This window comes from Anabaena sp. 54 (assembly GCF_017355725.1).
Lineage (GTDB): Bacteria > Cyanobacteriota > Cyanobacteriia > Cyanobacteriales > Nostocaceae > Dolichospermum > Dolichospermum heterosporum.
Genome location: NZ_JAAVWA010000013.1, coordinates 24,272 through 47,575 on the forward strand (window position 1 = coordinate 24,272; position 23,304 = coordinate 47,575).

25 protein-coding genes are annotated in these 23,304 nt (G+C 40.3%); 16 read left to right on the forward strand and 9 right to left on the reverse strand.

Annotated features, from left to right (window positions below; translation table 11 throughout):
• Positions 1–211 precede the first annotated feature (211 nt).
• The 7 genes from HEQ36_RS13705 to gshB all read left to right on the forward strand — a co-directional run bounded on the left by HEQ36_RS13705 (position 212) and on the right by gshB (position 6,158).
• The gene (locus HEQ36_RS13705; protein WP_015081465.1) at positions 212–457 is read left to right on the forward strand and encodes a Calvin cycle protein CP12; all 246 of its coding nucleotides are present in this window, start codon (positions 212–214) and stop codon (positions 455–457) included.
• 205 nt (positions 458–662) lie between these two features.
• Positions 663–1,253 (forward strand): DUF3177 family protein, encoded by a 591-nt coding sequence (locus HEQ36_RS13710; protein ID WP_148765232.1) that lies wholly within the window; start codon positions 663–665, stop codon positions 1,251–1,253.
• Positions 1,254–1,411: 158 nt separating this feature from the next.
• On the forward strand, positions 1,412–1,711 hold the full coding sequence (locus HEQ36_RS13715; RefSeq protein ID WP_168636006.1) for a hypothetical protein: 300 nt from the start codon (positions 1,412–1,414) through the stop codon (positions 1,709–1,711).
• Positions 1,712–1,745: 34 nt separating this feature from the next.
• Positions 1,746–2,861: a cobalt-precorrin-5B (C(1))-methyltransferase CbiD gene (gene cbiD / locus HEQ36_RS13720; protein ID WP_168636007.1), complete on the forward strand. Its 1,116-nt coding sequence runs from the start codon at positions 1,746–1,748 to the stop codon at positions 2,859–2,861.
• A 162-nt stretch (positions 2,862–3,023) separates the two neighbouring features.
• A complete protein-coding gene (gene guaA, locus HEQ36_RS13725; RefSeq protein ID WP_168636008.1) occupies positions 3,024–4,646 on the forward strand; it encodes a glutamine-hydrolyzing GMP synthase in 1,623 nt (540 codons plus the stop codon).
• Between the two features lie 171 nt (positions 4,647–4,817).
• Complete coding sequence (gene grxC / locus HEQ36_RS13730) at positions 4,818–5,078, forward strand: glutaredoxin 3 (RefSeq protein WP_039204789.1); 261 nt, start codon at positions 4,818–4,820, stop codon at positions 5,076–5,078.
• 117 nt (positions 5,079–5,195) lie between these two features.
• Complete coding sequence (gene gshB / locus HEQ36_RS13735) at positions 5,196–6,158, forward strand: glutathione synthase (RefSeq protein WP_168636009.1); 963 nt, start codon at positions 5,196–5,198, stop codon at positions 6,156–6,158.
• 453 nt (positions 6,159–6,611) lie between these two features.
• On the opposite strand, the gene ftsZ is transcribed toward gshB, so the two are convergent.
• The 3 genes from ftsZ to HEQ36_RS13750 all read right to left on the reverse strand — a co-directional run bounded on the left by ftsZ (position 6,612) and on the right by HEQ36_RS13750 (position 10,265).
• Entirely contained in the window at positions 6,612–7,910 is a 1,299-nt protein-coding gene (ftsZ, locus tag HEQ36_RS13740; RefSeq protein ID WP_039204701.1) for a cell division protein FtsZ, read from the reverse strand.
• Between the two features lie 1,005 nt (positions 7,911–8,915).
• Positions 8,916–9,857 (reverse strand): FtsQ-type POTRA domain-containing protein, encoded by a 942-nt coding sequence (locus HEQ36_RS13745; protein WP_168636218.1) that lies wholly within the window; start codon positions 9,855–9,857, stop codon positions 8,916–8,918.
• A 45-nt stretch (positions 9,858–9,902) separates the two neighbouring features.
• Positions 9,903–10,265: a hypothetical protein gene (locus tag HEQ36_RS13750; protein ID WP_053540619.1), complete on the reverse strand. Its 363-nt coding sequence runs from the start codon at positions 10,263–10,265 to the stop codon at positions 9,903–9,905.
• Positions 10,266–11,094: 829 nt separating this feature from the next.
• On the opposite strand from HEQ36_RS13750, the gene HEQ36_RS13755 reads away from it, so the two are divergent.
• The 6 genes from HEQ36_RS13755 (at position 11,095) to psaI (ending at position 18,411) form a co-directional block, all read left to right on the forward strand.
• Positions 11,095–11,925, forward strand: coding sequence for a photosystem II manganese-stabilizing polypeptide (locus HEQ36_RS13755; protein ID WP_039205072.1), 831 nt, complete (start codon positions 11,095–11,097; stop codon positions 11,923–11,925).
• Between the two features lie 1,235 nt (positions 11,926–13,160).
• Positions 13,161–13,955, forward strand: a complete 795-nt coding sequence (locus tag HEQ36_RS13760) for an RNA polymerase sigma factor SigF (protein ID WP_039205070.1) — start codon at positions 13,161–13,163, stop codon at positions 13,953–13,955.
• Positions 13,956–14,327: 372 nt separating this feature from the next.
• Positions 14,328–15,200 carry a hypothetical protein gene (locus tag HEQ36_RS13765; protein ID WP_053540620.1) on the forward strand — a complete coding sequence of 291 codons (873 nt, stop codon included), beginning with the start codon at positions 14,328–14,330 and terminating at the stop codon, positions 15,198–15,200.
• A gap of 2 nt (positions 15,201–15,202) precedes the next feature.
• Entirely contained in the window at positions 15,203–15,451 is a 249-nt protein-coding gene (locus HEQ36_RS13770) for a hypothetical protein (RefSeq protein ID WP_053540621.1), read from the forward strand.
• 387 nt (positions 15,452–15,838) lie between these two features.
• A complete protein-coding gene (locus HEQ36_RS13775; RefSeq protein WP_168636219.1) occupies positions 15,839–18,172 on the forward strand; it encodes a hypothetical protein in 2,334 nt (777 codons plus the stop codon).
• A 98-nt stretch (positions 18,173–18,270) separates the two neighbouring features.
• Entirely contained in the window at positions 18,271–18,411 is a 141-nt protein-coding gene (psaI, locus tag HEQ36_RS13780) for a photosystem I reaction center subunit VIII (RefSeq protein WP_071992853.1), read from the forward strand.
• Between the two features lie 385 nt (positions 18,412–18,796).
• On the opposite strand, the gene HEQ36_RS13785 is transcribed toward psaI, so the two are convergent.
• The 6 genes from HEQ36_RS13785 to HEQ36_RS13810 form a co-directional block, all read right to left on the reverse strand.
• Positions 18,797–18,916 (reverse strand): photosystem II reaction center protein J, encoded by a 120-nt coding sequence (locus HEQ36_RS13785; RefSeq protein WP_015081481.1) that lies wholly within the window; start codon positions 18,914–18,916, stop codon positions 18,797–18,799.
• Positions 18,917–19,124: 208 nt separating this feature from the next.
• A complete protein-coding gene (locus tag HEQ36_RS13790) occupies positions 19,125–19,244 on the reverse strand; it encodes a photosystem II reaction center protein L (protein ID WP_015081482.1) in 120 nt (39 codons plus the stop codon).
• Between the two features lie 9 nt (positions 19,245–19,253).
• Positions 19,254–19,391, reverse strand: coding sequence for a cytochrome b559 subunit beta (psbF, locus tag HEQ36_RS13795; protein ID WP_010997987.1), 138 nt, complete (start codon positions 19,389–19,391; stop codon positions 19,254–19,256).
• 9 nt (positions 19,392–19,400) lie between these two features.
• Entirely contained in the window at positions 19,401–19,649 is a 249-nt protein-coding gene (gene psbE / locus HEQ36_RS13800) for a cytochrome b559 subunit alpha (RefSeq protein WP_027404718.1), read from the reverse strand.
• 111 nt (positions 19,650–19,760) lie between these two features.
• Positions 19,761–20,780: a photosynthesis system II assembly factor Ycf48 gene (locus HEQ36_RS13805; RefSeq protein ID WP_168636220.1), complete on the reverse strand. Its 1,020-nt coding sequence runs from the start codon at positions 20,778–20,780 to the stop codon at positions 19,761–19,763.
• 131 nt (positions 20,781–20,911) lie between these two features.
• The gene (locus HEQ36_RS13810) at positions 20,912–21,256 is read right to left on the reverse strand and encodes a rubredoxin (RefSeq protein ID WP_168466460.1); all 345 of its coding nucleotides are present in this window, start codon (positions 21,254–21,256) and stop codon (positions 20,912–20,914) included.
• 261 nt (positions 21,257–21,517) lie between these two features.
• Here HEQ36_RS13810 and HEQ36_RS13815 point away from each other — a divergent pair, with 261 nt between their 5' ends.
• The 3 genes from HEQ36_RS13815 to HEQ36_RS13825 are packed head-to-tail and all read left to right on the forward strand — an operon-like array spanning position 21,518 to position 23,128.
• Positions 21,518–21,880, forward strand: a complete 363-nt coding sequence (locus HEQ36_RS13815; protein WP_027404721.1) for an NAD(P)H-quinone oxidoreductase subunit 3 — start codon at positions 21,518–21,520, stop codon at positions 21,878–21,880.
• Positions 21,871–22,608, forward strand: coding sequence for an NADH dehydrogenase subunit K (locus HEQ36_RS13820; RefSeq protein ID WP_027404722.1), 738 nt, complete (start codon positions 21,871–21,873; stop codon positions 22,606–22,608). Before HEQ36_RS13815 ends, HEQ36_RS13820 begins: the two co-directional genes overlap by 10 nt.
• On the forward strand, positions 22,601–23,128 hold the full coding sequence (locus HEQ36_RS13825) for an NAD(P)H-quinone oxidoreductase subunit J (protein WP_039205062.1): 528 nt from the start codon (positions 22,601–22,603) through the stop codon (positions 23,126–23,128). Before HEQ36_RS13820 ends, HEQ36_RS13825 begins: the two co-directional genes overlap by 8 nt.
• Positions 23,129–23,304: the final 176 nt, after the last annotated feature.

The following is a 23,304-nucleotide window of genomic DNA, read 5'->3' on the forward strand; positions in this document are numbered from 1 at the left end:
AAAATCTGTTAAGTTATAGGTATAACAGCTTATGATATTCATGGGATAATACTCTGGACATATCTCGCTGAATGAGCCAAGAGCCTATTTGCAAGATATTAGCCATTGGAATTATCACCAAAAGTGTAAAACTAGTGATCTCAGAGACAGAAAACTACAATTTTCAAATTCTTTCTATACTAGTATAAACAAAACATAAGGAGAAATAATCATGACTAATACCCAAACACAAGCTACTGGGGACATTCAAGAAAAAATCCAAGAAGAACTTGAACAAGCCCGCACTGTATGTGATATCTCAGGTAGCAACTCCGCTGAATGTGCTGCTGCTTGGGATGCTGTAGAAGAATTACAAGCGGAAGCTTCTCACCAGCGTCAAATCAAGCCTAAAAACGCTTTGGAACAATATTGTGATGCTAATCCAGAAGCAGATGAGTGCCGTCTGTACGAAGATTAGAATCAGCAGTCGTGCTTTTTTCAATAAGTAACAATTTACTGGAATATCAATGGTTTAAACCTCCATTAATTAATGGATTTGAACTAGACGGGGAATAAACTCCCCGTTTTTCGCTTTTGAGAAAAGTCCCCAAACTGAATTTTTCTAGAATAGCTAACGCTATCAAATATCTATTCACAAATTTTCTATTTTTGTTATTGACTTTATGACACAAGTATGGTTTCGCCCTTATGTTTGGATGGATTATAGACTAGCGTTATTATTTACGCTGATTATTCCTTTAATTCTTTCAATTTGGGCATTTGTGCAAAAAGCTGAAGGAATGCAACGCTTATTAATGATTTACTGGCGAGTGGCTAGTTTATTAATTGTTAGTATGTACTTAATGATTGGTAGCTTTGGAGTTAGTTTCATCTCTGCTTTAATGGCGCGGATTCTGATCCCAATTGCGCTATGGTTTTGGGTAGATATCAATGATGAAATTGACTATTATCCCCATAGTCCATTAAAACTAATTTTTACTTCTTGGCGTTGGGCGACAACAGTTTATTGTAGTTTAGGAGCAATAGCCCTTTTACCCTTCCTAGGTTGTGCTTTTTCAGGAACTGCGATTAAAACTCCTTACTGTAGTGTCTGGTTAGAAGCACCATTAATCTTTAAAGACTATTTTCACCACAATAGCAAACCTGCTTTTCTAGGGTTTTTGGGGATAGTGACTTTAGCAATTTACGTAATTTATTTAAGTTATTTTGTCGCTGTTAAACTGGGTAAACATGGACGTTCCGCTACACATTAAGCAATTGAAAAGTTAGAAAAAATTCTGAACTGTGATTATTCGGATTAATTATCTAAATAAAATTAATCACACAAATCATAGTTCCGACTTGTTTTCCTGATCAATAAATCATCCAAATCAAATTCATCACAAAAATCGTAGTTCCGACTGCTGAATTAATGAATAACTCTGTTGGTAAAAGACTGGAACAATATACAGTCAAAAAATCCCAAGAAGTTCTCATCGTCACTGTCAAAATTGATGACGAACCTGATCAAATTGCTGTGTTTAAAGGCTTTTCTAGTTCTTTAATGCGCCCAACAGCTTATGATCCAGATGTCCCAGTGTTACCAGATACAGCTACAATTATCGCAATTGACAGAATAGCAAGTCCCTATAATCCTGATTCACCCCGTTATCTTCAACAAGATATTTCTTGGGAAGATATGCAAATTTTGTTATTGGAAATTGGGGTGTGAGATAATTAATCATGAATAATTTTTAATTATCACTATGTCGCGTTCTGGATACACTTTGCCCGTTTTTGCTTGTGCTGCTGCTGTTGCGGCTTTGCATTGGTTACGCTATCATCAACCCCTGACTGCGACTTCTGTAGATTTGATTACACCTGCTGAAATTGCCGAAATACCCATTGAACAAGTCGCAGGAATATCAGAAAATCAGGCTTTGGCTATGACTCGCAGTGATCCAGGTGATAACCTAGATTTAACAAAGAATACACCGATTTGGGCGATGGTGGCATGGTACGAGGGAGATGGAGCAGCGGTAATTATTCAGGGTGGAGAGGGGATTGGGAAGCAACTCAATGGTGAGGGGAAAGCCGCAATTTATGGTTATGCCCAAAAGTTATTCCAGGAAAATTTACAGCGATTATTAAAACCGACGGAAAAAATCAAGGTAACAATTATTTTACCAGAAGGGCGATCGCTTGCAGTCCGTACTTCTAATTCCGCGTTTGGAGTAGTGGAAGGACTGTCTTTATTAGGAACAACAGGGATTTCTCAACCTTTAAGTACACCAGATCAATTAACAGCTTTTCGTGCTGATTTAGCCGAAAAAGCCAGTCAATTTCCCACTTTGGTCTTTTGTATTGGGGAAAATGGCCTAGATTTAGCTCAAAAACTCGGTATCAACCCCGCACAAATGGTAAAAACTGCGAATTGGTTAGGTCCAATGTTAGTCGCTGCTGATGTTTTAGGTGTAAAAGAAATTTTATTATTTGGTTATCACGGTAAATTGATGAAACTAGCGGGGGGAATCTTTCACACTCATCATCATTTAGCTGATGGTCGCCGGGAAATTTTAACTGCCCATTCTGCTATGCTAGGATTAGGATCTTCCGATATTCAAACCATTTTTCAGAGTCCTACAGCAGAAGCAGCATTAAAGCATCTGAGAATTCTCGATAGTAATAGTGGTAGTAATTGGGTAAATCAGGTTTATAGTTCCATTGCAGAAAGCATTGATATCCGTACTCAAGAATATATGAATAGCCATAATGAACAAGGTAAAACCATGATAGCTTGTGGTTCTGTACTTTTTGACCGCGATCGCCAAATTCTCGTAAAAAGTAAAACTGGTTGGATATTACTGGAAAAATTGTGCTAAATTAATAGGAATTATCGTAAGTACCACAAATAAATATTTTTAACTATGATTTGTATAATTAATTTGTTTAGATGATTCATTAATTTGTTATCACCATTAATCACAAAAATCATAAAAATCACAGTCCAGACTTCTTATCATTAACAACACAACCTCCATAGCATGAATACAGCGGTGACTCTACCAACCGAAAAAATACCTCAAACACCAGAAAATTTGGGGAAACTTAAAGGTCAAATAATTGTAATTTTAGACTTTGGCTCTCAATATTCTGAATTAATTGCGCGTCGTATCCGCGAAACTCAAGTATATTCAGAAGTTATTTCCTATCGCACCGCAGCCGAACAGTTACGCGAAATCAACCCCAAAGGTATCATCCTTTCCGGTGGACCAAATTCCGTATATAGCGACTACGCTCCCCATTGTGACCCAGAAATTTGGAAATTGGGAATACCCGTTCTCGGTGTTTGCTATGGTATGCAACTCATGGTTAATCAACTGGGTGGGGAAGTTATCCAAGCCGAACGGGGTGAATATGGTAAAGCATCTCTATACATAGATGACCCCACAGACTTATTAACTAATGTCGAAGAGGGTGCAACCATGTGGATGAGTCATGGAGATTCAGTCACAAATATGCCTCCTGGCTTTGAGTTACTGGCACATACTGATAATACTCCTTGTGCAGCGATCGCTCACCATGACAAAAAACTCTATGGTGTGCAATTTCACCCCGAAGTCGTCCATTCTCAGGGTGGTATAGCCTTAATTCGCAACTTTGTTTACCATATCTGTGACTGTGAACCAACTTGGACAACAGCCGCTTTTGTCGAAGAATCAATTCAGGAAATTCGCGCCAAGGTAGGAGACAAACGGGTATTATTAGCATTGTCTGGCGGTGTAGACTCTTCAACTCTAGCTTTTCTTCTGTATAAAGCCATTGGTGAGCAGCTAACCTGTGTATTTATTGATCAGGGTTTTATGCGAAAACTAGAACCCGAAAGATTAGTAAAGTTATTTAAAGAACAATTTCATATTCCTGTAGAATATGTTAATGCCCGGGAACGATTTATCTCAGCTATTGCTGGAGTAACTGATCCCGAAGAAAAGCGTCGCCGCATTGGACATGAATTTATCAGTGTTTTTGAGGAGACATCAAGGGATCTTGGGCATTTTGACTACTTAGCTCAAGGGACACTTTATCCAGACGTGATTGAATCTGCTGATACCAACGTTGATCCAAAAAGTGGTGAACGGGTAGCAGTGAAAATTAAAAGTCATCACAATGTGGGTGGTTTACCAAAAGACTTGAGATTTAAACTGGTAGAACCACTGCGGAAACTATTTAAAGATGAAGTCCGCAAAGTCGGGCGTTCCATTGGTTTACCAGAAGAAATTGTCCAACGTCAACCATTCCCCGGACCCGGTTTAGCCATTCGCATTTTAGGTGAAGTTACCTCCGAGCGCTTGAATATTTTGCGAGATGCTGATTTAATTGTTCGTCAAGAAATTAATCAACGCGGTTTATATAATGAGGTTTGGCAAGCTTTCGCGGTTCTATTACCTATTCGCAGCGTTGGTGTTATGGGTGATAAACGCACCTATGCCTATCCCATTGTTTTACGGATTGTCACCAGCGAAGATGGTATGACGGCAGATTGGGCGCGGATTCCTTACGATGTGCTAGAAGCAATTTCTACCCGCATCGTGAATGAAGTCAAAGGTGTTAACCGTGTGGTTTATGACATTACCTCCAAACCACCTGGAACTATTGAGTGGGAATAGGTAATTGGGAATAGGTAATTGGGAATAGGTAATTGGTCATTGGTCATTGGTCATTGGTCATTGGTCATTGGTCATTGGGAAGAATGTTTGACCCATTACCCATTACCCATTACCCATTACCTATTAACTTAGGTCTAAAATTAAGAAGTATTACATTTTGTTGAAAATATTATGGCTGCAAAAGTAGAAATTTACATTTGGACAACTTGCCCGTTTTGTATGCGTGCTAAAAGTCTACTGAAAAGCAAAAGTGTTGATTTTATCGAATACAACATTGATGGAGACGAAATAGCAAGAGATAAAATGTCTCAAAGAGCTAATGGAAAACGCTCTTTACCACAAATTTTTATTAATGATGTTCACATTGGTGGTTGTGACGATATCCATACTTTAGAGCGTCAAGGTAAGTTAGATGAAATGCTAGTTTCTTAAAATATTGTGGATCAGATCCCCGACTTCTTGCTCTCCTTTTTCCCTGAGATGAATGAATTAATTGGAGAAGTCGGGGATATTTAATATTAAAACTCCTAGATAAAAGAGGTATAAAGAGTGAAACTAGCTTTTATTATTGATCCCATCCATCGGCTTGATCCATGTCATGATACCAGTGTTGCTTTGATGGAAGCAGGGCAAATTCTAGGACACGAAATTTGGGTAACTCAGGCAAATTTGCTGAGTGTTATTGATGGTAAAGCTTGGGCTGTCTTGCAGCAGGTAGAACTTGTTCCTGTGGAGTTACTAGAGGGGCGTTGGTTAGCTGTTAATCCTTGGTTTAAATTAAACCCTAGTGTCTTTACTCCTTTAGAAACGATGGATGCCGTGTTTATGCGGACAGATCCACCTGTCAATGATGCTTATCTTTATGCTACTTATATTCTGGATTATATTGACCAAAATAAAACTTTAGTGATAAATGATCCGGCGGGGATTCGTGATGCTAATGAGAAAATGTATGCTCTCCAGTTTAGGGAATGTATTCCCGAAACGATTGTCAGCGCTAACAAACAGGTAATTCGCCAGTTTGTGGAAGCCAAAGAAGCAACAATTCTCAAACCCCTGGGAAATAAAGCTGGAGAGGGAATTTTATTTTTACAATCAGGCGATCGCAATTTTAATTCCATTGTTGAACTTAGCACGCTCCAAGGTCAAGTTCCCGTTATGGTACAAAATTATTTACCCCAAGCAAAGGAGGGAGATAAACGGATTATCTTACTCAATGGTGAACCCATAGGTGCGCTAAATCGGCTTTCTAGTGGTAGTGATTTTCGGAATAACATGGCAACAGGTGGCACAGTTGCTCAAACCACCATTACCCCAAGAGAACAGGAAATTTGCAGCCATTTAGCCGCAAAACTCCGGCAAGATGGCTTAATTTTCGTGGGTATTGACGTAATTGGTGGCTACCTAACGGAAGTCAATGTCACAAGTCCCACAGGCATCCGGGAAATTGACCGTCTTGATGGTACTCACCTTGCCCATCAGGTCATTCAATGGGTAGAAGCCAATAAATAGGCAGGGGAGTAGGGGAGTGGGGGAGTAGGGGGAGTAGGGGGAGTAGGGGGAGTAGGGGGAGTAGGGGGAGTAGGGGGAGTAGGGGGAGTAGGGGGAGTAGGGGGAGTAGGGGGAGTAGGGGGAGTAGGGGGAGTAGAGGAGAAATTTCTTCCTTCTTCCTTCTTTCTTCTTTCTTCTTTTTTCTTTTTTCTTTTTTCTTTCTCCTGAACTCCTGAACTCCTGACAGCGCAGCGTGGCGTTAGCCATACTCCTGAACTCCTGATAGCGCAGCGTGGCGTTAGCCATACTCCTGAACTCCTGAATGGGCGCAGGCCCTGCGCCCCTACCTCCTGATAGCGCAGCGTGGCGTTAGCCATACTCCTGAACTCCTGAACTCCTGATAACTAACAACTTGTATACACCAGCCTCAACTGAGACTGTAAATTTAATCTAAAATCTCATATCCACTATCATTTAATTTTTTGGTGGTGTTCGTCGTCTTTGCAGAAAATCGGGGATATCCAAGGAAGGTTTTTCTTTTGGTTGTTCTACAACTGGACTGGGGTTATTGACAGGTTGTTGTAGTGGTGAGGGTCTTCTGGTAGTTGTGGGAGTGGGTGTGACAACTCTAGGGGTAACTACGGTTTGTGCTGATGGAGGTTGGATGTCACCTGTAAATCCAGTTGCAATTACAGTAATTCTGACTTCTCCTTGCAGTCTGTCATCAATTACCGCTCCAAAAATAATATTGGCATTAGGATCAACGACTTCATAGATTGTTTCTGCCGCAGCATTAACTTCATGAAGGGTCAGATCACTACCACCAGTGATATTAAAGACAACCCCCCTAGCTCCTTCAATAGAACATTCTAGCAAAGGTGAAGAAATTGCGGCGATCGCAGCTTCTCTAGCTCTAGACTTGCCCGAACTCACACCAATTCCCATCAAAGCCGATCCCGCATCAGCCATCACAGCCCGCACATCAGCAAAGTCAACGTTGACCAATCCAGGAATGGTAATAATATCAGAAATTCCTTGCACACCTTGACGCAATACATCATCAGCATAGCGAAAAGCTTCTTGCACGGGAGTTTGTTCAGGAATGACTTCCAATAACTTATTATTGGGAATAATAATTAAGGTATCTACCCGACTTTTCAAGCCTTCAATCCCTTGTTCTGCTTGGCTAGTGCGTCTGCGTCCCTCAAAGATAAATGGACGAGTCACCACACCAACAGTAAGAGCGCCCATTTCCTTGGCTATTTCTGCCACAATTGGGGCTGCACCTGTACCTGTGCCACCACCCATACCAGCAGTAATGAATACTAAATCCGCGCCTTCTAAAGCAGTAGCAATTTCATCACGAGATTCTTCCGCCGCCTTTTGACCAATCGCCGGATTTCCACCCGCACCTAGTCCTCTAGTTAATTTTTGTCCAATTTGCAAGCGACTAGGAGCGCCCGCTAAAGTCAAAGCTTGAGCATCAGTGTTAATTGACCAAAACTCAACACCGGACACATCAGACTCAATCATGCGGTTGACAGCATTACCACCACCACCACCTACACCTATCACCTTAATATTAGCAACACGGCCTGGCACAATTTCACCAATACCGCTATTTTCAGGAGAAATTCTCTTGCTATCCTTACCTTGGGCAAAATTTAGCCCAGAGTTACTAAAGGGGTTATTTGAGTTCACAGCCTGGGAGAACCCTAGTTGTCCTGGAGTTTGAGAGTTATTAGTCAGCCCTTGGTTATTATCAAGTGTCATTGGATTTGTGAAAGGTATATAAACGACTTTTTTCGGTGTAATTCACCTACGAGTCAACCAGTTGCCAAAATTTGTCTTGGCAGTGGATTTTATTTTTTTTGCTATTTCCCAGCCTATATGATGGCAGGTTAAGATGTGATAATTTGTCCATGAAAGAGGTATAAAACCTCAGTTGTAGGGTCAGATATTCAGACTATTGCCGGCTAACCCTTTTACTTATGGATTGTTGATTAGCTTTACAGTTTATGATCTGGCAACTGCCAAGATAGTTAAGACATCAATTGATTATGAAACTCTGTTGATTACAGGATTTTACTCAGTGATTCCTAACTTATGTGACTCCTTCCATATCAACCCCTGATTTTGCTGACTCCCCCCTATTCTTAAAAAGTATAGTTCCAAAAAGTATAGACATTCATTGATCTCATCCTTTTTATCAGCAACAGATTAATTCAACAATAGCGTTAGCTAAACTTCTCCGTAGCCCCCACTATAACAAAACAACCCTATCTATGGATTTCAAGCTGTTGGAACTGCTTGACAGCAGTCACTTAACTGGTTATTAACTGTTTGACAAAGCTTAATGCTAGTACCGCCGGGCGTTCGTCAAAAGTCAAAAGTAATATTGAGCAAGCTTTTTGGCAATTGAGAATGGTTCATTCACTTAGGGAACACCAAAAAATAAATTACCCAATTTTGTGGGATGGGCATACTATGGCTAACGCCACGCTACGCTATCGACAAGCTCAGCACAAGTCCTGCCTGTCCTTGATGATTAGCAGGCTTTTCGTCCCGCACCACAAGAAATTTTTGGGTATTTTTTTAATTGGAAGTCCCTTAACCGACAGTGTACTAGTAATAATTTTTAATAACCTCCCCACGTTTTTTGATGAATGTTTTTTAGTTACTAACTTTACAACCTCTGGCATGATTTTGTAACTAATGGCTAAAGAATTCCATATCTATATGTGTAATATATACCTAATTTACAAAAATATGAAATTGTCAACGGATTGGTGTTTTGTTCAGTAAGTCTGATTTCTTGATAACTAAGCCTGATTTTTTTTGATTCATTTGTACTAATGGAATAGCAGGATTTTTGAGATCAATGTAATCTATATTACTAGGATTAACTTCATTTGGTAAACGGCGCATTTGGACAAGTGCTTGAATTTGTTCAGTTAATCTACTGCTAGGGCTACCTAAATGGACATTTCCTAATTGAGTTTTCAAAATTAAATTCGTAGGATCTTGAAAATTAATTTCTGTCACTTGGAGAGAACTGCTACTGATAGCTTCATAAAGTTGCCTCCAGAATGGCTGGTATTGGGCGATCGCCCCAATTACTATGAGTCGAGGTAATTTGGAGTTGGGGCTAATGGAGATATAGCCTGATAAAGGCATCCATACGCCACTAGCATCCAACAAACCCAGTTCATTTTGTTTGTTAGCCGTACTGCTATTTTGTAAACAAGACTTAACCTCAGCAGACTTACCCGTGAAAGCCGGATTTAGCACACAACTAGTTACCGTTTGATCTTCAGTTATTTGAGCTATCGCCACTGGTATTCGTTCCTGGATTTCAATAATTAAACCAGGAGGTAATAAACGGCGGCTAACCGTAGCTTGGGCAATGTTCGGTTGTTTTCTTAAAGAATCAGCAATTAGGGCAGGTTGAACTCGCCACAAAGACTGAGGAGACGACAACCCCAACAATGAATAAATGTCCTTTTGCGTCAAAACTTGACCACCAGATTTAATCACTATTTGCCCCGAATCCTTTAACACCCACATCGGTTGGATTGCCCCCCAGAATAAAACCGCAGCAAATCCAGTTACAGCCAGCGTCCGCCAAATAGCCTGAAGAATTTTGAGTTGTCGCTGCCGACGTAATTTTTGGCGGCGTTGAGCTAAATTTGTCCGAGAAACTGATAATATCCCAGCCATGCAACCCTCTTATGAATATCAATCCAATCTACAAGATAAATTGAACTATTCTAACGAGTCATCAACTTTGAAAACATCATGAGTATATTTGGGAAGATCATCCTCATCACTAACTTCCTCCGACAAATTTACTAACAAAGCTTTTATTCGCATTCGCGCAATATAAGGCCAACCACCCTCAGACTCAATATCTCGAAGCAGCGAGTATAATCTTTGGCGATTAGTCGGCAAATTTTCCTGAAATACTCCATCCCGAATTTCTTTGTGCAACTTTTCTAAATGACGTAACAAAGATAATAATGCAATCACATCTCCTTCACAGTTCTGAGCTACATCTTTAACCGCACCGGAAATCGCCTGTAGCTGGTAGGACAAATCCCCAGATGCACAATTTTGATCATGGTTCATGGAACGGTTTACTCCATAAAACTAATACGATACTGGAAAAGTCCCTAAATTGATCAACAAAAAAGTCATACAGCAGAATTGCTGGAGTTTCAGAGTCAGGAGTAAAACTGTCTTGGTGTCTGGCCTTACCTCATTAATCTGCTATTTGCTGTATATAGCGGTGAGTAAGTTGGCGTTAAAAATTATTGGTCGAACTCACGGACAAGAGAACAAATTTTGGGCAACTTTACTTTTCGTTACATATTACTCTTGTGAGAAGCCGCTCCGCGTCTACGGTTTTTTGCCGTTCACCTACTTAGAGACTTCCAAATAAAAAAATGTCCCAAAACTGATGCAAAAATTCTCTCTCTGTGTACTCTGTGCCTCTGTGGTTCGTTTCTTGGGATAATTTATTTCTTGGAAGTCTCTTATGCACTGAAATGAGAGACAAAAATTAGGTCAACAGCCATCCAGCACTCCCGACTACTAAAAGAGCGCAGGGACTGCACCCCGAACTCCTAAATATATAACTTTCTAACTATTCTCAGGTAAGGAGAATCCTTGATGCTAAGGTAGAGAAGGCTTTTTCATGATTTGTGCTGTACAACAGCCAAATTTAACCACTAGAGCGCTTTGATTTTGAGTTAAAAAAAATCGTATGATCTGGCTAATTTCCCTATCCAAACACTCTTGTTGTATGTCCTGAAAACACATACATCATCCAAAATGGATGTGGTTCGCTGCTTAGTCTATGGTTTAAATTCCCGACTCAGGAACGCAATGCGTCCAAGTACGTTTACTAAAGCAGTTTGACAACTTAAATATTAACTTTTTGAGATTGAGGTTAACCATGAGGTATCGCGCTTTAATTGTTGCTTTCTTGGCTCTATGCTTAGGGCTAATCACCGCTTGCAGTGATGAACCTTCCACTAGCGTCCGTGATGTACTCACTTACGAACAAATTCGTGGCACTGGCTTGGCTAACAAATGCCCCCAACTAGCAGAAACTAGTCGTGGTTCAATTGCTATTGATCCCAGCGTGAAATATAGCATCAAAGAACTTTGTTTAGAACCAACCAGTTTCTTTGTTAAGGAAGAACCTGCCAACAAACGTCAAAAAGCAGAATTTGTACCTGGTAAAATTATGACTAGATATACTTCTACCATTGACCAAGTACAAGGTCAGCTAACCAGTAATGCAGACAAGAGCTTAACCTTTAAGGAAGAAGATGGTCTGGACTTCCAAGCTATCACCGTTAAACTTCCTGGTGGTGAACTAGTACCCTTCTTATTTACCATCAAAAACTTAGTTGCACAAACACAACCTAATTTAACTAGCATCAATACGTCCACTGACTTTGAAGGAACTTTTAAAGTACCTTCCTATCGTGGCGCTGCTTTCTTAGACCCTAAAGGTCGTGGTGTGGTCAGTGGCTATGATAACGCTGTAGCTTTACCAGCCGGATCTGATAATGAAGAATTGACCCGTACTAATGTTAAACGTGCAGAAATTCTCCCAGGTAAAATTTCCTTACAAGTAGCCAAAGTAGACAATACTTCTGGTGAAATAGCTGGAACTTTTGAAAGTGAACAACCTTCTGATACAGATTTAGGTGCAGGTGAACCTAAAGAAGTGAAGATTCGTGGTTTGTTCTACGCACGTATTGAACCCCTTTCCTAAATATTGATACAACATCATAGGAGCGTATACTGTATAAATATTTTAGCAATTTAGTAACTTAATATACCTCCATGATGTTGAAAATGAATTCAGAAGTCACAAGAATTGATTTGTGATAATTACCCCAGCCAAGATGTACTCAGCTATTAATGTACATCTTGGTTTTTTTCTGGGAAAACTATGGCTTTTGACTATTTATGTAAATTCACTGACCTAAAATTTTATTTTATTTTTATGTTTTCAGGTTTGAGATAAACTTAACTATTTAATTACCAATACCTTGTCCATTTTCTGCTTTGTTGGGTTAAGTGACAGCGCAACCCAACGCATTTGTTGGGTTTCATGCTAATTGCTCCGCGTTCACGCAGTGTCCCGCAGGGATACGTTCACGTTCCACAACACAACCTACAAATCAAGGCTTTTTCTAATTTGGACAAGGTATTGATTACGTAATATTATTTATTTAATCAAAAGAAGGTAAGTAGGTTGGCCTTGAAAATTGTCGTTATGGCAGGGCAAGAGGCAAGAGGCAAAAGGCAAGAGTAAAGAGGTTTTGGGCGATTTTACGTTTCTTTACACAGTTTGGTTTTATTGTGTTCACCTACTTAGCAGATAAACAAAAATAATCTCAGCATCAAGCTTGATCATCATCAACTATCTTTAATTCTCAAGATCTATAACCAAATCTTATAATTAATTAGTTAAATTAAGTACAATCCCGGTTTAATATTAAATGACTAATTGTATATTTTAAATCTATGATAATTATTTAATAAATTACGAAACATACTTAGGGTAGTTGAGTAAAAAACATTGTGACGATGTGTCCATTACTGATCGTAATTTTTAACGCATTTACGGCAATTTCGTAGAGGTAAAACTTGCACTTGACATATAAGTGGGAGTCAAGAGTTAAAAGTCTCTTGCTGTATAGCCTTTACTTGATGTTCTGGATCTCATTTCAGTACATACCCTGATACGTAACATAAGGTGGCTTCAATTCTGTATCTCTACATTTAGCCGAATATAAACCCCGTCTAAGTTGAAACCTATAGTTTTTCTATGGCGAAAACCCAAGTTTTCAAGATGGATGGAGTATAGTTCTTATTTTTACGGCAGTTTCTCCGAGAAAGCCGAATACGGGCAACGTTTCAAAAGAAAGAAAAAAAACTGCGATCGCAGCTAGTTTAAAAGCAACTATATACCCAATTTACTTGTTTAAAAATCAAAGTGTTATGACTAATACAACTACAAACGAAACAAATAATAATGAACTCAAACATGAAATTTCACAGTTGTTGCGGGAGTATCAACAATCCCGTTCTGAAAGAGTCCGCAATCAGCTAGTACAACTCAATTTGGGATTAGTCAGAAAGGAAGCGCATTATTGGATTAATCAGTGCGATGGGAGCTATGAGGATCTTATTCAAGTAGGCTGTATAGGCTTAATTAAAGCAATTGAGAAATTTGAACTTACTAAGGGCAATGCTTTTAGTTCCTATGCGATGCCCTACATTCGGGGTGAAATTCAACACTATCTGCGAGATAAAGGTGTAACTGTAAGAATACCCAGACGGTGGTTAGCACTACAACAACAAGCTGTTGGGCTTTCTCGTTCTCTCCGTGAACAATATAATCGCCAACCTACTGATAGGGAATTAGCTGTGGCATTGCAAATTTCTCTGAGTGAATGGCAAGAAATTAAATTAGCATGGATTAATCGCGCCCCTTTAAGTTTGGATGTACCTATACAAGATGAGGAAGAAGGTTCTACTTCTTTGGGTGAGTTAGTTCCAGATACCAAATATCGCAGTTTTCAACTAGCTCAAGAAGACCAAATTCGTTTACAACAAGCTCTGATTAAGTTAGAAAAACGGACTCGTGAGGTTGTTGAGTGTGTGTTCTTGTACGATTTAACCCAAAAACAAGTAGCAGCACACTTAGACATTAGTGTTGTGACAGTTTCTCGCCAAGTTAAAAAAGGCTTAGACTTGTTGAAAAAAATTATGGTTGGTGCGACAGAAGATTAGTTATGGAATAGGATTACGAAATATCAAAATTTAGGTTATAAAGAGGACAGAATTAAGACTGTGGTCTAAAACAAGGGCTGATCAGCAACATTTTATTCCTGTCAAGGTACAGATTGCCGTTAGGCAGCTAGGTTTTTAGACAGGTTGATTACCGTTCCTGTTGTGAACAGCATAACACCATTAAGTACAAAGGCGATGAACCTTTACGTACTTTAACCAATCTTTACAAAAAAACTCTATGCGGTTAAAACCCCACGAGTCGCTTATATCTCAGGTCTAAAGACATGGTTCCTGAGCTTGTCGAAGGACTGAGTTTTACGCTTACCGGATGTCTCTATAAACAAACTTTCCTATAATTTTTAAGAACAGCTAATGAGTAAAAATTCCCATATTGCTGCCGCAGCTATTTTAACAACCTTGGTACTTACTGGATGTACTATAGGTGAACCACCAACAGCTACTAATCCTGCCGGTCCTCAATCAAATCCTGGTCTTCAAGTAACTACTCCGAAGCCGGCACAGCCACCATCTTTGACTCAACCTTTTAATAATCCTCTTGTATCTAGTAAACTACCCGTGAGTCCTGGTTCAGTTGACAGTTTGATTCAACCAACAAATGGTACGGAGCGTTTGTTGGTGGTACAGAAAGGAAGAACTGATCCTTTTGGGCAAATTGTAGAGTCAATAGGTGTGACAAAAACTAAGCTCCCTGGGGAGAAAATTGCTGTTCCTAAATTACCCCCTTTACCTACAGCAACTCAGCCGAAACCAATAAAAACAATAGCAACTAAACCAGCAATTTTGTTACCGAAGAAGCCATTACAGATCGCCCGAAAACCCTTGATCAGACCAGTTTTACCTACGGTTTTGGCTGGATCTGTACCGTCTCCTAAACTGAAGACGATATTACCACCAGCACCACAACCAGAAACGGCTAAAGGTGTGATTGTGACTGGTGTAATTTTAATTGGTAAAGTACCTCAAGCAATTGTACAAGTACCGGATGAGCCAACTAGTAGATATGTACAGCCAGGACAAAGACTGGTGAATGGGGTGTTGGTAAAACGGATTGAAATGGGCAAAGGTGCTAATCCGACTGTGATTTTGGAACAGTACGGTGTGGAAGTTGCTAAACAAGTAGGGGAACAACCAGTTAAAGTATCTAAACCAGCTACTACAGCTTCTGTGGGTAATCCTATTTCGATGGTGAAGCCGATGGGAAATCTTGTGGGGGCGGCTTCATAGTTATGAATTTACAAGAGCAAATAACATTTGCTGGTTTACCTTTGGCTGTATATCGGGAAGTGGCGGCGCATCTTCGTCAGGTGGTAGGTGTGGAAGTGGGACTAATTCCCCAAACATCTGTGGAGTTTGATTACAACCAAAGTCAAGTTTCTGGCTTATGGGTTTCATGGACACCAACTGCTGATGCGGAAAGTCGGGAAAAGTTTAAGCAGATAGTGGCTTATTATCAAAATCGCTATAAGTTGCTTTGAACATAAGATTTGATGATGTTAATCAACGCAAATTTAATAACCTGCAATTCTGATTTAATGTGGAATGGTGCGTTACGCTGTCGCTAACTCACCCTACTTTTTTACTTTTGCACTTTATTTAATTCACATTCCTAAGTTACTGGTTAGCTAATAACTGGCAAGTAACAACTGATAAGTAGGTGAACACAATAAAACCAAACTGTGTAAAGAAACGTAAAATCACTGAAAACTTCTTTACTCTTGCCTCTTGCCTCTTGTCTTGCTATGACGACAATTTTCAACGCCAACCTACTTAACTTAGGTTAAGAGAAGATAGCTGGGTTAAACTGACAAGCAGGTTAATGCAAAATATTTATTGGCTGCTCTTCGGTTTAGGCGTTATTTATAATGGAAAACTGGCAATTTCTGATACAGAAACAGGGGGATCATACTTGGCGCACGTTGGAGTCGTCAAATTTGGAGATTTGGGCAGGTAATTACCGAGTTTTGGCTCGTTCTGGTCTAAATAATACGGATGTTGATGTGCGAGTTACCCATATATCTACTGACGAAGTTCCGCCGAAACGGAGACTTCTGAAGCGATCGCGCCGGACTAATAGTGAAGGACTGATGGCTGTAATTCCTTTTACCCACTTTAAACCAGGGATTTGGGAATTACGCTGCTCTGGGGATATTATGTCAGATATGCTGGGTCAGTCCTGGCAACGTACCCTCATTATTCAGGTATCACCCCTAGAAACTAGCCCTACACTGCCTCCTCAACTGGTTGAGGAAGGTGATCTGGCTGTGGCGACTGATGCTGATACTGAAGTCAGTATTGTGATGAATCACGGTACTCCCGTCTGGTTTAAGGGGGAAACAACTGAGCAGATTTTACAAAACTTATTAGATTTAGCTTTACCTGAAGATGAACCCTTACTAGATGAGGAGACTATTGAAAATGCGCCGATTTTACCACCACCTCTACTACTGAATCTGAGTTTAGATCAAGATACTTATATTGTTTGTTGGGGGGACAATTTTACGATTCATGGTGATGTGGAAGTAAATGAAATAGAGAATCTGGAAGATGAAGGATTTTCTCTGGGGGGACTTTGCCAACTCCGGCTAGAAATTGCATTGCGATCGCCCTTAGAATCAAAAGTTATCAACCGGATTCAGCAGCCATTAACAAATCAAGTCTTACCTTTTGGTTTTAGCAGTTTGATTAATATTCCCCTCAATTGTGAATCTAAGTTACTTTTAGCAGATATTAATTTATATGGTGCATTAACTGATGTTGGTGAGATCATTCTTTTGGCTAATCATACCTTCACGATTACAGCCAATGTCACTGAATTACTAGCACGACAAACTTTCCCATCCCATTCCAGTTACGCTTTACCAGAAATAAATTCACCGATTAAGCCTAAGCCCTCTATCAAGATTCGATTAGAACTTTTTAATGTGGCTAAAACGCCAAATTTAGCCCAGTTTCACATTTTAAAGCCCTCTCCAAACCAACCTTTGCCACCCCAGATTAAACCTCTGGTATCCTTGAAAGTTTTTTCACCACAATTACCAAATTTACCTCAAAATCCCACACCTGAGATTACTACTAATTCGCCACCAAACTCTCTGGCAAAAACCCTGGCTATTCATCCAATTGATTTGAAAAAGTTGGTAATTAAACCAGTCCATACTACTTTACCTTACTTGAAACGGTTGCAGGTTAAGCGGACTCCAGGGGAAACAGTCACCGATCAGTTAGATGTTGCTGAGAAAGAATTAGCACCTCTGAAGAAGTCTCCACTTTTACCGACTGTAGGAACTTCATCAGGAAAAATATTGAAATCACCCATTGATGAGTCTATCCTGGAGGACACATCCTATGCGGAATTAATCGCGGGAATTGTGGCGGAGGGGAACTGCTTGCAGCAGGAGTTTGCGATCGCAGATGAGGAATTGAATGTGGTTGATTCTCAGGAAAATTACTTAATTCCCCAGGATGAGGAATTGAATGTGGTTGATTCTCAGAAGGATTCCTCTCTCTTACAACAATGGGTGGACAGTCAAGGATACTTATTAATTGAAGCTGTTTCTGAAGAATCTTTAGACAAGGATGCTGATGAGGAAATAGCAACTCAGGTAGATTCTATTGCTGACAATCTTCTTTTAGAACTTAATGAACCGGAAATAGTCACTATCACCAGTCCAATCACAACCCAGCCGGGATGGTTGTCTCAAGAAATAGTTATAGATAATCTGGTGGTGACAGAGGATGGGGATAACTTGGGTGATGAAGTGATAGAGGATCATAATTATTCTCTTGTCTCGGAGGATAAAGCTACACCGGAGAAATCTGGCGTGATCATGGAGTCTTTACCAACTCCCCAATTGTCTTTACCAGAGGGTGAACTTGTTGCTGGTACATCTGTAATGGTGCGTGTAAAAATACCCGAAGCTTCATCTGAGGTAGCTGTTAAGTTATGGGTGGAAGATTACCAAACGCGGAGTCTCCTGGATGGACCACATATTCTATCAGATTTACGTTCTAATGCTTGGGGAGAAGAAGAAACGGCAATTTACCTTAAAGTTCCTTTTGGCTGCTTAGAAATTCGCTTATCGGCGATCGCTCTTGATCAGACTACTCAGCAAGAAAGTGACAAATTCACGATTATTAAAACAGTAATTCCCCCTAATTTACCAACCATAGAACTGGATGAAATGTTGGGAATGTAAAAAGCTGTGTTAAAAATCTTGATAATTTGGCAAATTAGGGATGGTTTTGCAGTAAGCTCAATTTGAATTGTAGTAAGACTTTACAGGACTTTAATTCTATGTCAAGTTCATTTTTGCCTACTATTTTGGCTTATTCCTCCTTTTTACCCTCTATCCTCGTTCCCCTAACTGGCTTGGTTTTACCAGCAGTTATTTTCGCATTTTTGTTTTCATACATTGAAAGCGAAGATATTGCTTAATTAGAGTATGGGTAATTGGTTAACGTGAGTTCGACACGGAGAGGGGTTGGGGTGAGGTTCAATGACTCCTACCTCGTCACGCTACGCTATCGAATTCACGTTTGGTTACTTGATTTTTTCGCCAATTACTTGTTTACAAACAAAACCGCCTAAATCATTGATTTAGGCGGTTTTTATAGCGATTTTTGCAGAATAAGTTCAGAAATGATAATCAAGCAAAAATCCAGTTTTTTGTATTTTTAATTGCTATCTTCTTCCAGAATAGTAGTGACCAGGTAGGTGAGGACAGAGATTGGTTAAAAAAGTCATAACACAAAAGACTTTCAAACTGCCTATTACCTGTTACCTGTTCCCTATTCCCTATTCTCTGTTCCCTGCTATGGGATTACATTGAAGAACCAATTCCTGAGTAAGATCCATAAAAGAAAATACCTACAACAGTTATTACACCTAATCCTGCGATCGTAGCGACGACCCACAGAGGAATTCTTCCACTTCCAGACACAGTTTTTTCCTCACTTACAAAAATTGTCAGTTGTCAGTTGTCAGTCGTCAGTTGTCAGTCGTCAGTCGTCAGTTGTCAGTCGTCAGTTGTCGGTTGTCAGTTGTCAGTTGTCAGTTGAGAATATTCTTTCTGTAACTTGTTACCTATTACCTATTACCTATTACTTGTTACCTATTACCTAACTAGCAACTGACATCAAAAAGTCCAGTTAGTTAAAGAAGTAACTGGAAAATAGAATTCCCAGAACGAAGACTAATAGTAGTCCGAGATAGAGAGAGGTACGGTTTAATTCAACCGGTTGTTGATTGGGATTAGGCGTTCTTTCCATGATTAACTCCTAGCGTTGGATAAACTGCATTGAGGCGATCGCGCCCAAAAAGAATACAGTAGGGACAGCTAAGGTATGCACAGCGATCCATCTGACTGTAAAAATGGGATAGGTAACTGGTTGATTGATGTTATTACCGCTAGTCATGATCTCAAATTACTTTCCAATAAATGTTTCTACTTGTTTTTTTGCGTCAAAACGATCACTTACAATTGGCACTTCTTGACGGACTTGAGTAAAATACTCATTAGGACGAGGTGTACCAAATACATCATAAGCCAGACCAGTGCTGACAAATAACCAACCAGCAACAAACAATGCGGGAATGGTGATGCTGTGAATTACCCAGTAACGAATACTGGTAACAATGTCAGCAAACGGACGTTCTCCAGTGGTACCTGCCATTTATTTCACTCCCTTATCAAAAACTATTATTGAGTTTATTATCCTACAAAGTTTAGACAGAGTTACAACTTACAACTTTCTTCTGGCGAATACATCCATAGTTGGGTGTAATTAAGCCGCTGGGGCTGTTGTTGCCTCTGGTTTGGGGTTATATTTGAGTAAAACACCGCGATCGCCAATGATAAAGCCTTGATCAGGGCTAAAAAATACAATTTTGTAAAGATTAGCTGCAACTGTTTCTACATCACGGTCTTTTTCCCAAGTTTTACCACCATCAGTGCTGCGGAGTAAATTACCGCTACCACCACCGACCCAAATTTCCTCAGGTGTCCGATAAGCTAAATCCAGTAAACCCCAACTCGTGGATAACTCTGGATATTCTCCCTCTAACCACTCTTCAGGTTTTGTCGGATCACTAAACTGGACCTGACCACCCCGTGCTAACAACCACATTTGTCCATCGTTAGTAAAACCCATATTTTCCAAACGACGGGAACTATTGCGGTTATGGGGTTGCCAAGCATTTTGACCAGGTTCCCAAGTGGAGTAAAAACTCCCTTTCGCAGAAACAGCGATATACTTACCATCGGGCGATCGCTCCAAATTCCGAACCACACCAACAGCCGCCTCCAAACTGGCTTTCCAGTTTTGACCACCATCTGTAGTTTGGTAAATAGCCCCCACATCAGTAGCCATTTCTGCTGTATTTTCGCCTATTGCCGTCACAGCAATCGGATTACCCGGTAACTTTTCGCTTAAAGAAATCCGTGACCAAGACTTACCCTCATCAGTAGTATGGAGCAATAGAGAAGGTTCTCCAGCAATCCAACCTTCCTGACCAGAGAAACTAACCGAGTTAAAACGATATCGAGGATCATCCAACTCTAATTTTAGCGGTTGCCAAGTCTCACCACCATCATTAGTTTCTAAGAGAGTGGCATTACCGCCCACCAAGTAACCATGTTGAGAGTTACCAGTAAAGCCAATATCTAGCAACTTCGCATCTGTGGGAACATTAATCACTTGCCAGGGATTGTAGCTAATAGAAGGAACACTACTACACCCAATACAAGCCATAACTACTATTAATGCGGCAACAAACTTTTGCCACTTTTTTACAATTGAGTGCATCAGTATTACTGAGGTTTTCCTAAATTTGGTAGATTTTTGTCGAATTCCCTGCAAAGAGAAGTTCTTCCTGTTCCCTGTTCCCCGTTCCCTGTTCCCTGTTCCCTGTTGCTCGTAAATAAAGATAGCGGTTTTTACTGTAGTCCGTAAAGGCTAATGAAAAACAAGAATCCCAGAGCCAAAGCCCCAAAAATCAAAATGTTCTTTTGAGTTGGTGTCAGCGTATTACCACCTAAACCGTAACCCAAATTCTCCTTAAAGCCAGAGGCAGTACCCGCCGGTCCAATATTCGCAAAAGCAGTTTTCTTGGCTATACAAACTGGACAACGCCAATTTGTCGGTAGTTCTGCAAAAAGTGTTCCGGGGGGAACATCACTTTTATCGTCTCCCTTCTCAGGTTCATAAACATAGCCGCAAGAGCGACACTCATAGCGGTCTAACACTGGAGTTTCCATAGCTTGTTCAGCTTGTTCACTCATGGCTTTTAGTCTCGCTTCAGGGGAATTATTAAATATACGTTACAAATTATGACATAATTGTTGGACTTTTCTATCACTAATCAAAAGGATTCAAATACAAGGATCTACTCTGTTGCCCAGATTTCAGAAAACCCTAAAAGATATAATGTAAAAGAACATTATCCATATATTTCACTGAACACTTGTCAGTTGCCACCTATCAAGCCATAAAACTGATAACTGATAGCTTATTCCTTACACCATTAGCGGTAGAAAAACATTGTGTTTGTTCTTAGCGGTTACGAGTACCTTCTAGGCTTTTTCATCCTGTGTAGCCTAGTACCAGTCCTAGCACTGTCAGCCTCAAAAATTCTTAGACCCAGTGGGAACAGTCTAGAAAGACGCACTACCTACGAATGCGGACTAGAACCTACTGGCGGAGCTTGGATTCAGTTCAACATTCGCTACTATATGTTTGCTCTAGTCTTCGTTGTTTTTGACGTAGAAACAGTATTTTTGTATCCCTGGGCAGTTGCATTTAACCGTTTGGGTTTATTGGCATTTATCGAAGCCCTAGTCTTTATTTCGATTCTTATCATCGCCTTAGTTTACGCATGGCGGAAAGGAGCTTTGGAATGGTCTTAAATTCTCATATCATCACCCAGGACACAGAACAAATCATCAACCCCATTCAACGTCCTACAGTCACCCATGAACTGTCAGAAAACGTGATTTTAACCACCGTTGATGACCTTTACAACTGGGCGCGGCTTTCTAGTTTGTGGCCTTTACTGTTTGGTACAGCTTGTTGCTTCATTGAATTTGCGGCATTAATCGGCTCTCGCTTCGACTTTGACCGTTTTGGGTTAATTCCCCGTTGTAGCCCCCGACAAGCCGATTTAATCATCACTGCCGGGACAATTACCATGAAGATGGCTCCCCAATTGGTGCGTCTTTATGAACAAATGCCCGAACCCAAGTATGTGATTGCTATGGGTGCTTGTACAATCACTGGGGGAATGTTTAGCGTTGACTCCCCGACAGCAGTGCGCGGAGTTGATAAGCTAATTCCTGTAGATGTGTATTTGCCGGGCTGTCCGCCCCGTCCAGAAGCGATTATTGACGCAATTATTAAACTGCGGAAGAAAATTGCCAATGAGTCCATGCAGGAACGGGATAACATCAAGCAAGTCCACCGTTACTACAGTACAACTCATAATATGAAGCCAGTTCCCGACATATTAACGGGTAAGTATATGCAGTCAGATACTCGCTTCAATCCGCCTAAAGAACTAACAGAAGCAATTGGTATGGCTGTACCCCCAGGATTGTTGACAGCAAAGACACAGAAGGAGGAACAAGCACGTGGCTGAAGAAGAATCGAAACCAGTTCCCGTAGCGGAATCAGCTTTAGTTCAACCCGGTAAAGTTTCCCAATGGTTAGCGGAAAATGGCTTTTTCCATGAGTTTTTAGAACTTGACGCTAACGGAGTAGAAATAATTAAAGTCCCTGCAAATTTTCTACTTCCCATCTCTACAGCTTTGTACGCCTATGGGTTTAATTATCTGCAATTTCAGGGCGGTATTGACTTAGGTGCAGGAGAAGAATTGGTAAGTGTTTATCATTTACTCAAAGTTAGTGATAATGCTGACCGTCCTGAAGAAATCAGGGTGAAAGTGTTTTTACCTAGAGAAAATCCCTCTGTACCTTCAGTTTACTGGATTTGGAAAACAGCAGACTGGCAAGAACGGGAAAGCTATGATATGTATGGCATCATCTATGAAGGTCATCCTAACTTGAAACGGATTTTGATGCCAGAAGATTGGGTAGGTTGGCCATTACGAAAGGATTACATCTCACCTGATTTTTACGAGTTACAAAACGCTTATTAAGTATTGCTGGAATTGAATTTTCAGTAGTAACAATTAACCCCTTTCCAATCGTGGAGAGGGGTTTGAATTGTCAGCATTTATTTATGTAGGGTTTGCTGATAGCGTAGCGTGGCGTTAGCCATATAAGTAGGTTGACGTTGAAAATTGTCGTTATAGCAAGGCAAGAGGCAAGAGGC

Bases quoted from the DNA above. Each gene is read 5' to 3' on its own strand.
- HEQ36_RS13820 (WP_027404722.1), top strand. From the start codon at position 21,871: ATGGTCTTAAATTCTCATATCATCACCCAGGACACAGAACAAATCATC.
- HEQ36_RS13805 (WP_168636220.1), bottom strand. From the start codon at position 20,780: ATGCACTCAATTGTAAAAAAGTGGCAAAAGTTTGTTGCCGCATTAATA.
- HEQ36_RS13755 (WP_039205072.1), top strand. From the start codon at position 11,095: ATGAGGTATCGCGCTTTAATTGTTGCTTTCTTGGCTCTATGCTTAGGG.
- HEQ36_RS13745 (WP_168636218.1), bottom strand. From the start codon at position 9,857: ATGGCTGGGATATTATCAGTTTCTCGGACAAATTTAGCTCAACGCCGC.
- HEQ36_RS13765 (WP_053540620.1), top strand. From the start codon at position 14,328: ATGAGTAAAAATTCCCATATTGCTGCCGCAGCTATTTTAACAACCTTG.
- HEQ36_RS13705 (WP_015081465.1), top strand. From the start codon at position 212: ATGACTAATACCCAAACACAAGCTACTGGGGACATTCAAGAAAAAATC.
- HEQ36_RS13790 (WP_015081482.1), bottom strand. From the start codon at position 19,244: ATGGAAAGAACGCCTAATCCCAATCAACAACCGGTTGAATTAAACCGT.
- psaI (WP_071992853.1), top strand. From the start codon at position 18,271: ATGTCAAGTTCATTTTTGCCTACTATTTTGGCTTATTCCTCCTTTTTA.
- cbiD (WP_168636007.1), top strand. From the start codon at position 1,746: ATGTCGCGTTCTGGATACACTTTGCCCGTTTTTGCTTGTGCTGCTGCT.
- HEQ36_RS13760 (WP_039205070.1), top strand. From the start codon at position 13,161: ATGACTAATACAACTACAAACGAAACAAATAATAATGAACTCAAACAT.
- grxC (WP_039204789.1), top strand. From the start codon at position 4,818: ATGGCTGCAAAAGTAGAAATTTACATTTGGACAACTTGCCCGTTTTGT.
- HEQ36_RS13715 (WP_168636006.1), top strand. From the start codon at position 1,412: ATGAATAACTCTGTTGGTAAAAGACTGGAACAATATACAGTCAAAAAA.
- psbF (WP_010997987.1), bottom strand. From the start codon at position 19,391: ATGACTAGCGGTAATAACATCAATCAACCAGTTACCTATCCCATTTTT.
- ftsZ (WP_039204701.1), bottom strand. From the start codon at position 7,910: ATGACACTTGATAATAACCAAGGGCTGACTAATAACTCTCAAACTCCA.
- HEQ36_RS13750 (WP_053540619.1), bottom strand. From the start codon at position 10,265: ATGAACCATGATCAAAATTGTGCATCTGGGGATTTGTCCTACCAGCTA.
- guaA (WP_168636008.1), top strand. From the start codon at position 3,024: ATGAATACAGCGGTGACTCTACCAACCGAAAAAATACCTCAAACACCA.
- HEQ36_RS13810 (WP_168466460.1), bottom strand. From the start codon at position 21,256: ATGAGTGAACAAGCTGAACAAGCTATGGAAACTCCAGTGTTAGACCGC.
- psbE (WP_027404718.1), bottom strand. From the start codon at position 19,649: ATGGCAGGTACCACTGGAGAACGTCCGTTTGCTGACATTGTTACCAGT.
- HEQ36_RS13775 (WP_168636219.1), top strand. From the start codon at position 15,839: ATGGAAAACTGGCAATTTCTGATACAGAAACAGGGGGATCATACTTGG.
- HEQ36_RS13770 (WP_053540621.1), top strand. From the start codon at position 15,203: ATGAATTTACAAGAGCAAATAACATTTGCTGGTTTACCTTTGGCTGTA.
- HEQ36_RS13710 (WP_148765232.1), top strand. From the start codon at position 663: ATGACACAAGTATGGTTTCGCCCTTATGTTTGGATGGATTATAGACTA.